At 53.2% G+C, this 12,462-nt stretch carries 11 protein-coding genes; 9 read left to right on the plus strand and 2 right to left on the minus strand.

The window, feature by feature from the left end:
• The first annotated feature begins 56 nt into the window (after positions 1 to 56).
• Positions 57 to 830, plus strand: coding sequence for an SDR family NAD(P)-dependent oxidoreductase (locus ACFOLF_RS28695; protein ID WP_210037397.1), 774 nt, complete (start codon positions 57 to 59; stop codon positions 828 to 830).
• Positions 831 to 1,253: 423 nt separating this feature from the next.
• The gene (locus ACFOLF_RS28700; protein WP_210037398.1) at positions 1,254 to 2,153 is read left to right on the plus strand and encodes a fumarylacetoacetate hydrolase family protein; all 900 of its coding nucleotides are present in this window, start codon (positions 1,254 to 1,256) and stop codon (positions 2,151 to 2,153) included.
• A gap of 108 nt (positions 2,154 to 2,261) precedes the next feature.
• Here the strand turns inward: ACFOLF_RS28700 and ACFOLF_RS28705 are convergent, their stop codons facing one another.
• On the minus strand, positions 2,262 to 3,128 hold the full coding sequence (locus tag ACFOLF_RS28705; RefSeq protein WP_210037399.1) for an AraC family transcriptional regulator: 867 nt from the start codon (positions 3,126 to 3,128) through the stop codon (positions 2,262 to 2,264).
• A gap of 147 nt (positions 3,129 to 3,275) precedes the next feature.
• Between ACFOLF_RS28705 and fucU the strand changes: the two genes are divergently transcribed.
• From fucU to ACFOLF_RS28740, 7 genes are all read left to right on the plus strand, one after another.
• Complete coding sequence (gene fucU / locus ACFOLF_RS28710; protein WP_210037400.1) at positions 3,276 to 3,716, plus strand: L-fucose mutarotase; 441 nt, start codon at positions 3,276 to 3,278, stop codon at positions 3,714 to 3,716.
• On the plus strand, positions 3,703 to 4,539 hold the full coding sequence (locus ACFOLF_RS28715; RefSeq protein WP_210037401.1) for an amidohydrolase family protein: 837 nt from the start codon (positions 3,703 to 3,705) through the stop codon (positions 4,537 to 4,539). The genes fucU and ACFOLF_RS28715 overlap by 14 nt, the downstream gene beginning before the upstream one ends.
• A 123-nt stretch (positions 4,540 to 4,662) precedes the next feature.
• Positions 4,663 to 6,186 (plus strand): tagaturonate reductase, encoded by a 1,524-nt coding sequence (locus ACFOLF_RS28720; protein WP_210037402.1) that lies wholly within the window; start codon positions 4,663 to 4,665, stop codon positions 6,184 to 6,186.
• Positions 6,183 to 7,694, plus strand: coding sequence for a UxaA family hydrolase (locus ACFOLF_RS28725; RefSeq protein WP_210037403.1), 1,512 nt, complete (start codon positions 6,183 to 6,185; stop codon positions 7,692 to 7,694). Before ACFOLF_RS28720 ends, ACFOLF_RS28725 begins: the two co-directional genes overlap by 4 nt.
• Positions 7,695 to 7,718: 24 nt before the next feature.
• Entirely contained in the window at positions 7,719 to 8,663 is a 945-nt protein-coding gene (locus tag ACFOLF_RS28730; protein WP_210037404.1) for an aldo/keto reductase, read from the plus strand.
• A 61-nt stretch (positions 8,664 to 8,724) separates the two neighbouring features.
• A complete protein-coding gene (locus tag ACFOLF_RS28735; protein ID WP_210037405.1) occupies positions 8,725 to 9,738 on the plus strand; it encodes a zinc-binding alcohol dehydrogenase family protein in 1,014 nt (337 codons plus the stop codon).
• Between the two features lie 311 nt (positions 9,739 to 10,049).
• Positions 10,050 to 11,225: a GNAT family N-acetyltransferase gene (locus ACFOLF_RS28740; protein WP_210037406.1), complete on the plus strand. Its 1,176-nt coding sequence runs from the start codon at positions 10,050 to 10,052 to the stop codon at positions 11,223 to 11,225.
• Positions 11,226 to 12,012: 787 nt separating this feature from the next.
• Here the strand turns inward: ACFOLF_RS28740 and ACFOLF_RS28745 are convergent.
• Entirely contained in the window at positions 12,013 to 12,318 is a 306-nt protein-coding gene (locus ACFOLF_RS28745) for a hypothetical protein (protein ID WP_210037407.1), read from the minus strand.
• Positions 12,319 to 12,462: the final 144 nt, after the last annotated feature.

Raw genomic sequence — 12,462 nt, forward strand, 5'->3', positions numbered from 1 at the left:
CGGAATTGAAGTGCTACATTTCTGCGGGTATCCGCAGACACTAGGAGGTATTCCACATGAGACTGCAAGACAAAGTCATCCTCATCACCGGTTCGGGTTCGGGTATTGGCAGAAGCACAGCGCTGCTTTTTGGTCGTGAGGGCGCCAAGGTTATTGTCAACGATCTGAACGCCGCGCACGGCAAGGAAACGGTTCAGGGAATTGAAGAAGCCGGCGGCGAAGCGATTTTCATCCAGGCCGATGTGACCAATCCCGGCGAAGTATCGGCTATGGTGGAGCAGATTATTGTCAAGTTTGGCCGCATTGATGTGCTGTTCAATAATGCCGGCATCAGCGGCGTTGGATTGCTCCATGAGATCGAGCCGGAGGCTTGGGACAAAGTCATGAACGTCAACATCCGCGGCGTGTTCATCCCCAGCAAGTATGTCATCCCGCATATGATGGAGCAGCGCAGCGGTTCTATTATCAACATGTCTTCATGCATCGCCGAGGTCGGACTTGCCCGCCGGGCATCCTATGCGACGACCAAAGGAGCGGTACTTGCCCTGACCAAGTCGATGCAGGTGGATTATGCCCCTTATAATATCCGTGTGAACGCCCTGCTTCCGGGTACGATTATGACGCCATTTGTTGAAGATTATTTGAAAAAATCGTACGATGATCCAGCCGAGGCGATCGCGGGACTGAAGAAACGCCAGCTCAGCGAAGAGCTTGGCCGTCCGGAGGATGTGGCCCAGGCCGCGCTGTTCCTTGCCTCTGACGAATCCAAGTTTGTCATGGGGTCGCCTCTCTATGTTGACGGAGGAGTCGTATTCGGCAAAAACGCTTAAGGGGAAGTTCAAAAAGCCCCCGATTGATCACGAAGCAGACTCGGGAAGCCTAGTCGACGTCGAATCTTGCGTTCGCCTTCGAAGTGCGGTGCTCATGTAGGTTTAGCCTACACTGCGCTCCTCCTTCTTCAGGCTCACCCAACCTTCTCGATGCTGAATCGTTGACTTTTTGAACCTTGATTTTAAGAGGAAGTTCAAAAAGCCCCCGATTGATCACGAAGCAGACTCGGGGAGCCTAGTCGACATCGAATTTTGCGTTCGCCTTCGAAGTGCGGTGCTCATGTAGGTTTAGCCTACACTGCGCTCCTCCTTCTTCAGGCTCACCCAACCTTCTCGATGCTGAATCGTTGACTTTTTGAACCTGTTTGATCATGAAATCGTATTCAAAGGAACTTATACTATAATGAAAGAGGTTGAGAGACAATGAAGCTAGTGACGATTGCAAACAATGGACGCAGTACGCTTGGTGTAAAGACGGATGCCGGTATTATCGACGTGGAGCAGGCCTTTATGCAGGTTCCCGCAGGAACTGACACTCCAGCAAACGTGATGCAGGTTATCGAAGGGGGAGATCAGGCGGTCGCAGCGCTGCAAAAATACATAAGCGAGCTGCCGGCAGCCGATGCTACCTATCTGCTCAATGAGGATGATATCGAGTGGGGTCCTTGCGTGACCGAGCCGAACAAAATCATCTGCATCGGCCTGAACTACCGCAAGCATGCGGAAGAAACCAACGCCAAAATTCCTGAATTTCCGATCCTGTTCAATAAATTCAACAACACGCTGACCGGTCATGGGCGGGACATCGCCGTACCGAAAGTCACGCAAAAGCTGGATTACGAAGCCGAGCTGGTCATCGTGATCGGGAAGAAAGCAAAGTATGTCTCGAAGGAAGATGCGCTCAGCCATGTATTCGGGTACTGCAATGTCAATGACCTGTCTGCACGCGACCTGCAGCTGCGCACCCAGCAATGGCTGCTCGGCAAGAGCTGCGACGATTTCAGCCCGCTTGGTCCTTATCTGGTAACCGCGGATGAAATCGGCGATCCCAACAACCTGAATATCAAAACCACGGTGAACGGGGAAGTGCGGCAGTCATCCAACACCTCGGATATGATTTTCCACTGCGATGAAATTGTCAGCTATGTTTCGCAGCATATGACTCTGGTGCCCGGGGACATTATTCTGACAGGGACTCCTGCAGGCGTCGTAATGGGATATCCGGAGGAAAAACAGGTGTATCTGAAGCCTGGCGATGTGGTGACGATTGAAGTCGAAAAGCTCGGAGCGCTGACCAACCGTTTTGTCGAAGAGACGGTTTAAGTTTTACTAACCGAAGCAAAAGGCAAGAGCATACGGATACAACAAACAAGGGAAAGCAGCTGCCCGTGAGGGGCGGCTGCTTTCCCTTGTTTAATCTCAGTGAAGCTATCATCTCGAAGCGGCCTGACGGTATTCGGCAGGAGCAGAGCCTGTCAATCGTTTGAACATCCGGTGAAAATGGGGCAGGCTGTCGAAGCCGCACTCCAGGGCGATGGCGGCGACTTTAAGGTCGGTTGCGACCAGCAGTTCTTTGGCATGAACCATTTTCTTGGTATTGATATAGGTTTTGAACGTCATGCCGATCAGCTGCTTGAACAAGCGGCTGAAATGCTCCGGCGATACCGAGTACAGCGCGGCAAGCTCGGTCAGATTGGAGGAGCCGGCCACATCGCGGTCGATATGCGCAAGCGCATCGGCGAACCATTCCGGTCTGGCCGCAAGCTGTTCATTGGAGGATGGCTGATGTAGGGCAGGCATCAGGCGGCTGATTCCGAGCAGCGCCAGCTGCAGCCTGGCAGCGATCAGATGCCGGTAGCCGTGCTCCCGCCGTTCGGATTCCAGCTTCAATTCGTCAATCATGGCGCTGAAATTTGCGGCTGCGGACGGGGGCAGCGCCAGCTTGTAGCTGATACCGCCCGAAGGCCGGAACAGCTGATGGAACGAGAAGGTCTCCCCATAGGTTTCCGTCGGAAGAATGGAAGAGTTGAAGAAGAGCGCGGTCGAGGTGACAGGCTCCGCTTTGTCAGGGAAAGCCCGGTGAATGGTGTTCCCCGGAATCAGAAACAAGTCCCCCTGGGACATTTCGTAAAAGGTATGATTGATGAAGATCGTGCCTTTGCCGCTGTAAACATAAACGATCTCATGCCATTCGTGGATATGATCGGGAAGCTCGTTCTGAGGCGGCTTCGTATCCTTATAGACGATGCTTAGCGGGAATGGATGGTCATCGGGAAAAGGTTTGACAATCGGTTTCAAGGAAAACCTCTCCTTCAGTGTCGAATTAACGCCAGTATATCAAAAAAAGATATGTTTGTATCTGTTTAGGCAATTTTAATTCAAATTATTGATGTTATGATAAGATGAGCAAACAAAAAAGTTGATAGAAAAGGCAGGAGAATCGTGATGCTAAAAGGGATTTCAAAGCTGATTTCACCGGAATTATTGAAAATATTAATGGAGATGGGACACTCCGATGAAATTATACTGGCGGACGGAAATTTTCCCGCTGCAAGCCATGCCCGGCGCCTGGTCCGCTGCGATGGACATTCCATTCCCGAGCTGCTGGAAGCGATTATGAAGCTGTTCCCGCTTGATGCTTATGTCGAGCGTCCGGCAGCGCTCATGCAGGTCGTGCCTGGCGATACGGTGGAGACGCCAATTTGGAAGCGGTATCACGAAATAATCGCGCCTCATGTAAATGTAGACAATCCTTTCGAGGAAGTGGAGCGCTTCGCTTTCTATGAGCGGGCCAAGCAGGCTTATGCGATTATCGCCACAGGCGAAAGCGCATTGTACGCTAATTTGATCCTCAAGAAAGGTGTTATCACCGATGACCAGAATTGATGCCCATCAGCATTACTGGAATCCGGAGCGGATCGATTACGGCTGGCTGACGGAAAAAAGCTCACCGATTCTCTATCGGAATTACTCGCCGTCAGACCTCGAGCCGGAGCTGGAAGCTGCCGGAATGGACCGGACTATTCTGGTTCAGGCGGCGACCCATCACGAAGAGACGTATTATATGCTGGAGCTGAGCGAGCAGTATGAATCAATCGCCGGTGTTGTCGGCTGGCTGGACCTGAACGATCCGGACTGGGCAGTTGTTCTGGAGTCTTTCCGCAATCATCCCAAGTTTCTCGGCTTCAGGCTGATGATTCAGGATATGCCGGAGCCAAGCGAAATTCTGCGTCCGATTGTAATTGAAGCGCTGCGCGAAATAGCGAAGATGGACCTGCCGGTCGATCTGGTGGCGATGTGGCACCAGCTTCCGGTTGTCCTAGAGCTGCTGAGAAATGTGCCTGGGCTCCGCGTCGTGATCGATCATCTGGCCAAGCCTCAAATCAAAGCAGGCATCTTCGAGCCATGGGCCACCCAAATGCGCGAGATCGCAAGCTATCCCAAGATCTATTGCAAGCTCTCCGGACTTGTGACGGAAGCGGATCATGAGGCCTGGAAGCCGGAGGATTTCACGGCTTACGTCGCGCATATCGTGGATATTTTCGGTACAGACCGGATTATGTACGGCAGCGACTGGCCTGTGTGCCTGCTTGCCGGCAGCTACTCGCAGGTTCATCAGCTGCTGGGCAGGGTGCTGCCGGATTCGCTGACAGAAGCTGAGCTTGAAGCGCTGTATGGGGGCAATGCCGCAGCATTTTATAAGCTCTGAATCATTAATTGACAGTGAATAACCGTTTCCGCTTTGCACGGCCAGTTTTTCGGGCTTATTTTAGAAAGCAAAGCTCAAAGCAATGCGTTGCATTTCTGAACTTAGTGAAGGAGGCTTTCGTTTATGACAGGAACCAGACAGGGCAGTGAGGTCAAGGCGCTGGACAGAAGCGCGCTTGGCGCCGGGGAGAGAGCAGGATTCGATGCCATGAAGCAAAGCCCAGTGCGCATTGTTCAGATTGGTGAAGGTAATTTTCTGCGCGGCTTCGTCGATTGGATGGTGCATGAAATGCGCAAGCAGGGCAACTATGACGGAGCCATCGCAGTCTCGCAGCCGCGTCCGTCGGGGAAGCCGAAGCTTGATCAGCTTGCGGCGCAGGATGGGCTCTACACGCTTGTTGTCCGGGGGATCGAACAAGGCGCTCCGGTTGAACGGGTTGAGAGAATCGCCGTTTTCGGTGAATTTATCGACCCCTATACCCAGTGGGAGGCTTTCCTCGCATTGGCTGAGCAGCCGGAGCTTGAGGTGCTGGTGTCCAATACAACTGAAGCGGGATTAACCTATCAATTTACGGAAAGCTCGCTGGATAAGCCTGCCATATCTTATCCGGCGAAGGTTGCCGCTTTGCTCTACCGCCGTTTCGTTGCTTTTAACGGAGACCCCGATAAAGGCCTCTTGCTGCTGCCCTGCGAGCTTATTGAAGGCAACGGGGACGAACTGAAACGCTGCGTCCTGCAGCACAGCGCCGACTGGGAGCTCCCGGAGCCGTTCGTCGCCTGGGTTAGCGAGCACAACCGGTTCCTCAATTCCCTGGTCGATCGGATTGTCACCGGGTATCCAGGCGAAGAAGCCGAGCAGTGGCGTGAGCGGCTTGGGTATGAGGATAAGCTGCTCAGCTCTGCAGAGCCCTATTATTTGTGGGCAATTGAAGGCGAGGCGGAGCTGGAGAGCAAGCTTCCCCTGCAGGCATCCGGTCTTGGTGTGGTCTGGACCGATGACTTGAGGCCCTACCAGCTGCGCAAGGTGCGCATTCTGAACGGAGCGCATACGCTGATGACGCCGATCTCTCTGCTGCACGGTATTTCAGAGGTCAGGCCTGCGCTTGAGGATGCGGAGCTGGGTGCGTTTGTACGGGATGCCGTTAAGCTGGAAATTATTCCTTCACTGGCTTCCGAGATGGAGCCTTCGGTGACGATGGCCTACGCGGCAGATGTGTTCGAGCGGTTCGAGAATCCATATAACCGCCACAGGCTGCATGATATTGCCATGAACAGCATCAGCAAGTTCCGGGCAAGGCTGCTGCCTTCGCTTGAGGGCTATATTTCCGCTCATGACGGGAAGCTGCCTGAGCGCATTGTGAAAGCGCTGGCTCATCTGCTTCGATTGTATAAGGTGCAGCTGGTGGATGAGCAGTTCGTGGGCAGACGCTTTGACGGTTCATCATATACGGTCCGCGATGACCGCGCGGCTCTGGACCTTCTGGCTGATGCGTGGGGCCGTTATGAGACGGGAGCGCTCGACCGCAAGCAGCTGGTGGAGGAACTGCTGGGATCCGCCCTGCTGTGGAATAAACCGTTAAATGAAATACCGGGACTGACGGATGCGATTGTCGGTCAATTGAATGAAATGAAGGAGGAATCCGCATGAGTGACTATATCAAACTGAGCCCAAGCGATCATGTCATGATTGCGCTGCGCGATCTGCAGCCGGGGGAAACGGTGCAGGCGGCTGAAAGCGGAGGAGCGGCTGTCACCGTTCTGGATCCTGTACCCAAAGGGCATAAGCTGCTCGTAAAACCCGTTTCCCAGGGAGACGATGTGCTCAAATTCGGTTATTCCATCGGCAAAGCGAAAGAAGCCATCGAGGCGGGGCACTGGGTGCATACGCATAATCTGGAGACGGGGCTGCGGGGGAAGCTGGAGTATGTTTATTCACCGGCAGCAACGGCAGCAGCGAGTGAGAATGAGCCGCCCGCTCCCGGGGAGCTGACATTCCAGGGATATGTGCGGGATAACGGCGAGGTCGGAATCCGCAATGAAATCTGGATTTTGAATACGGTCGGCTGCATCAACAAGACTTGCGAGGTTCTTGCAAAAATGGCCTCGGCCGAGCACGGCGAGCGCGTCGATGGCGTGTTTCATTTCGCCCATCCTTACGGCTGCTCGCAGCTGGGTGACGATCTCAAATATACCCAGCAGCTGCTTGCTTCCCTGGCTAATCACGGCAACGCCGGCGGCGTTCTCGTAGTTGGTCTGGGCTGTGAGAACAATCAGATTGATCTGTTCAAGGAAGTGCTCGGCGAATACGATCCGAACCGGGTCAAATTTATGCGTTCGCAGGATGTATCGGATGAGCTGGAGACCGGGATGGAGCTGATCGGAGAGCTTGTCGAGTATGCGTCCAAGTTCGAGCGGCAGCCGGTTCCGGTATCCAGGCTGAAAATCGGGCTCAAATGCGGCGGCTCCGACGGCCTCTCCGGCATTACGGCCAATCCGCTTGTAGGCGCGCTCTCCGACCGCGTGATCGCCCAGGGCGGAACGGCCATTCTTACGGAGGTGCCGGAGATGTTCGGCGCGGAGACGATCCTTATGAACCGTGCCAGCGATGAAGGCGTATTTCATAAAATCGTGGATCTGGTCAACGATTTCAAGCAATATTTTATCAATCACGGCCAGGATATTTATGAGAATCCGTCGCCGGGCAACAAGGCTGGCGGGATCTCGACGCTGGAGGAGAAATCGCTGGGCTGTACGCAGAAGGGCGGACATGCAACAGTTATGGACGTAGTGCCTTATGGCAAACGGATCACATCGCATGGTCTGAATCTGCTGGAGGCGCCGGGTAATGATCTGGTGTCCGTTACGGCTTTGTCGGCCGGAGGCGCGCATATCGTCCTGTTCACGACAGGAAGGGGAACGCCGTTCGGCGGTCCTGTGCCAACGGTCAAAATCTCCACCAATTCCGAGCTCGCCGCGCATAAACGCAACTGGATTGATTTTAATGCGGGGCAGCTCCTGGAAGGCAAGAATATGGAGGCCTTATCGGGTGAGCTGCTTGATTACCTGCTGCAGGTGGCATCCGGCGACCAGCAAACGAGGAATGAACGCAACGGCTACCGCGAAATCGCGATTTTCAAGGACGGCGTTATTTTATAGGAATCCATGGGGGGCTTGAACAGGATGCAGTACCGAAAACTTGGCTCAACGGGTCTTGATGTCTCGATTCTCAGCTTTGGTGCCTCCTCGCTGGGCTCCGTATTTCGCGATATTAATGAAGAGGAAGGTATTCGTACGGTGCATGCGGCCATCGATGCCGGCATCAACTACATTGATGTTTCCCCTTATTATGGGCTGACCAAGGCAGAAACCGTTCTTGGCAAAGCGATCAGGCAGCTGCCGCGCGACCGTTTTCTGCTCTCCACCAAAGCGGGACGCTACGGCGTCGATACCTTCGATTTCTCAGCGAAGCGGATCCGTGAAAGCCTGGAAGAGAGCCTGCAGCGGCTGAATACGGATTATGTGGATATGCTGTTCCTGCACGATATGGAGTTCGAGTCGCTTGATGTTATTGTGGAGGAAGGCATTCCCGAGCTTAACCGGTTGAAGGAGCAGGGCAAAATCCGTTATGCGGGGATTTCCGGTCTGCCGCTGGATATCTTCCCGATGACGATCGACCGGGCCGGGGTGGACGTCATTCTCTCGTACTGCCACTATTCGCTGAATGATACGACGCTGCTTGGCCAGCTCCCCTATCTGGAGCAGCACTCGGTCGGTGTGGTCAATGCGTCACCGCTCTCAATGGGACTGCTCAGCAGCAGAGGGGTACCGGATTGGCATCTGGCCAGCCGGGAAATGAAGGATGTCTGCCGGCAGGCAGCGCTTTATTGTCAGGAGCAGGGCGTCGATATTGCCAAGCTTGCCGTTCAATTCTCTGTCAGCGAGGAGCGTATTCCGACGACGCTGATCAGCTCGGCTAATCCTGTCAACATCACGAACAATGTCCGCTGGGCGGAGGAGAAGCCCGATCCTGCGGTTTTGCAGGCGGTGCTGGAGATTCTCTCCCCGATTCAAGGCAAGACCTGGCCAAGCGGCAGGCCGGAATATAACCGTTCCATTAAAGTCTGATGGTCAGATAGCGGCGTTGCCCTAGTTGATGGATGGCAATAAGAGAGAGGTGCATACTACAATGAAAACCATTATTTGCGAGCGGCCGGACAGCCTGTACATGACGGAAACGGAAGCTCCAGCGTTTGTGCCGGGCGAAGCGCTGGTCCGGATCCGGAGAATCGGCATTTGCGGCACAGATATGCATGCTTACAGGGGCAATCAGCCCTTTTTCGAATATCCGCGTATTCTGGGACATGAACTGTCCGGTGTTGTGGAGCAGGTGGGCGATAATGCCAATGGGCTGAAGGCAGGCGATCAGGTTGCCATCATTCCTTATCTGGCCTGCGGAAGCTGTATTGCCTGCCGGGGCGGAAAAACGAACTGCTGCATGAGCATGCAGGTGCTTGGCGTTCATCGGGACGGGGGAATGCGTGAGCTGATTTCAGTACCGACGACGCATCTGATCCGCACGGAAGGACTTACCCTCGATCAATCGGCGGTTGTGGAGCCGCTTGCTATTGGCGCTCATGCCGTGAGGCGGTCCGAGCTGAAGAGAGGTGAATTCGCCCTTGTGATCGGCGCCGGTCCGATCGGACTTGGCGTGATGGCTTTTGCCCGGGACCGGGGAGCAAGAGTGATCGCGATGGATGTGCATAACGACCGGCTCGATTTCTGCCGCAGCTGGGCCGGGGCCGAGTATACGATCAATGCGCTGGAGCAGCCGCTCGAGAAGCTGGCTGAAATCACGGGCGGCGAATTTCCAACGGTGGTGTTCGATGCTACGGGCAATGTCCGTTCGATGACCGATGCCTTCGGATATGTGGCGCATGGCGGCAAGCTTATCTTTGTCGGTTTGGTACGGGCGGATATAGCGTTTAACGATCCCGAGTTCCATAAACGTGAAATGACGTTGATGGGAAGCCGCAATGCGACGCCTGAGGATTTTGATACCGTGCTGGCCGCGGTTCGGAGCGGTGCAGTTGATGTGGAACGGTATATCACGCACCGGGCGCCTTTCGACCAGATGCTGGAGCATTTCCAGACCTGGCTGAAGCCTGAAAGCAGAGTAATCAAAGCCCTGGTTGAGCTTTAATGAAATACGGGTACTGATTCGAATGGAGATTCCTGCAGTTTACCGCCTATATGCGGCTGGCTGCAGGAATTTTTATATGTTACATTTGCAGGACGAGAAGCTGGACTCCTTTTCCCGTCAGAGAATATCCGCTTTGAAGTTCAAGCAGCCCGGCCATCGTCATATCAGACCCTGCTATCCGCGGCGTGAAAGTGTAATTTTTCCTTTGGTGAGGCAGGAGGAACGGCTATCGAAGTGGAAGAAGGTTAAAGCCCCCTATATAATGAGGGGTAAACTGATTTTCAAAAAAAATCGAGGTGGAAGACAATCCAATGGAACTCAGAAATTTGACGTTTGACGATTTTGATGCCAGCGTGGATTTATCCCAGTATGCCTTTCAATATTCCGTCACTGCCGAACAGCGGGAGGAGCGGCGCAGCCGGTTCAAGCCTGAGCAGGTTTGGGGGATTTTTGACCATGACAAGCTGGAGGCGCAGCTGACAGTAATACCCTTGCAATTGTACATACAGGGCAGGGTGTTCGAGATGGGCGGCATCGCTGGCGTTTCCTCGTGGCCGGAGCACAGGCGGCGCGGGAATGTCGCTTTACTGATCCGGCATGCGCTTCTTCAGATGAGAGAGAAGGGGAGGAGTATCTCCTGTCTGGCTCCGTTCTCGTTTGGCTTCTACAGGAAATATGGCTGGGAGACGTATACCGATTATAAAAAATACACCATTGAGACTGCGCTTTTTCCGCAGCGTGTTCAGGTGGAGGGAAGAGTGAGTCTGGAGGACGCGGATATCCCGCTGCTATCCCGTTTGTACGAGGCTTATGCGTCCCGTTATAACGGGACCTTGCAGCGCAGCGAACAGTGGTGGAAGGACTCTGTACTCAGCCGCAAGAAAGGGTATACTGCGGTCTATTACCGTGCGGATGGTGAAGCGGCAGGCTATCTGCTTTACGAGATCGGACAGCGCGTGCTGACCATTCATGAAATGGTTTATGAGAATGAACAGGGCCGTCAGGCACTTTGGACCTATCTCGCCAGTCACGATTCCATGGTGGAAAAGGCGGTTTTGAACGCGCCGATGGATGATGCGCTGCCCTTCCTGCTGTCCAATCCGAGGATTGGGCAGGAAATCGTTCCGTATTTTATGGCGCGCATTGTCGATACGGCTACGTTTGTGAAGCAGTACGCTTTTGGCGCGTCGGGCAGCGATACAACGCTGACGCTGCAGTTGAAGGATCAGCACGCCCCCTGGAACGAAGGGCTATGGAGCCTGTCGGTATCTGCGGAAGGCAGCGGGACGATGGAGCTGCTCTCCTCCGATGAGGGCGCCGCTGCCGATCTGGCATGCGATATCAGCACATGGTCAGCCTTGATGATGGGCTACCGCAGCCCCGCTGAGCTGCATCGGCACGGGAGGCTCACCGGTTCACAGGAAGCGGCCAGGCAGCTGGAAGCCATTATTCAACCGCGCCAAACCTATTTAATGGATTTTTTCTGATACGTGCGGGACGTTAACATGTCACCGAAATAGTTGAGACAAAAATCCAATCCAACCGGCTATAACGGGACATCCGGAAGAGCACGAAATTTTCGAATAAATATCGTTTCATGAGATGGCGATCAATCATGCAGCTTCCTGCTTTGACAGGAGGCTGTTTTTTTTGAAAATATAAGAAAGCATATAATTCCATCATACTATTGCAACTAATTTTGAAGGAATAAATTAGCTTAGCTGCAAGGACGGAGACAGCCCCTCTCCTTGTCTTAAAGAGGTTGATAAAGTTTCACGTCTATCTATTTCTATAAGGTCTCAGGGAAGAATCTAACTGGGTCACTAAAAAGTAGCGTCAGCGGGTCTTCTATATATGTATGCTGCCAGAGCGGAATGCTTGTCTGCCATGTGGGTCACAGGGACCAAATTTTTTCGTTCAGCAGATCCTTATTTACTATATAGCCATGTATTCGTTTTGTACCTTTATACGCCGGGATTAGGGTTTGCTTGGTCACCATGCTCCGCAGGATCGATCGGGCTTTATCCTGTTGGATATTCAAAAAATGGCATACATTCTTGGTTTGCAAAGCAGAAGATGTTCGCAGAGCCAATTATAGAACAGCGGATTCCAGCAAATCGGCCATATTTGATTGATTTGGGCGGTCACTGCCGTTAAACCATGTACCCATAAACTGCTGCAGCAGCTGTTCACACATTCGAGGTTTTTCGTTTACATCGTCGTATGAAAAGCGCAGGATGCGCCACCCATCGATTAACAGATAGTACTGTCGCATTAACGAATCGGAAAATTGCCAACGGCTTGTTTTGCTTGAATGTGGGCCGCATCCATCGATTTCGATTGCCAGCCGCAGGGGAAACCGGATAAAAGCAAAATCCAGAAAGCGCGACCATCGCGAAAATCAGCAACCTCATATTCGGGGTGCAGGTTCTCAAACTCGCCAAAGGCAGGGTACCATACCTTCTCCAGAAACAGCTTTTCAGCATGGCCATGACCTTCAGCTAATCTGCGCTCCCGTTCCCCGCTTCTACTATTCAAATGTTTTTCCATCCATGAACGATAAACCGGTAAAAAAGCCACACCCATCACCCTCCCGGAAATAAAAAAAGCGCTAATCAACGACGCAGGACGTCGTTCCAATTAGCGGTGTGTGCTTCACAACCTATGAACCAGATATATTGGAATTTTACTACAAATGCAGGCTGATAATCAATTTATTTTCCT

The organism is Paenibacillus sepulcri (assembly GCF_042647105.1).
GTDB classification, from domain to species: domain Bacteria; phylum Bacillota; class Bacilli; order Paenibacillales; family Paenibacillaceae; genus Paenibacillus_Z; species Paenibacillus_Z sepulcri.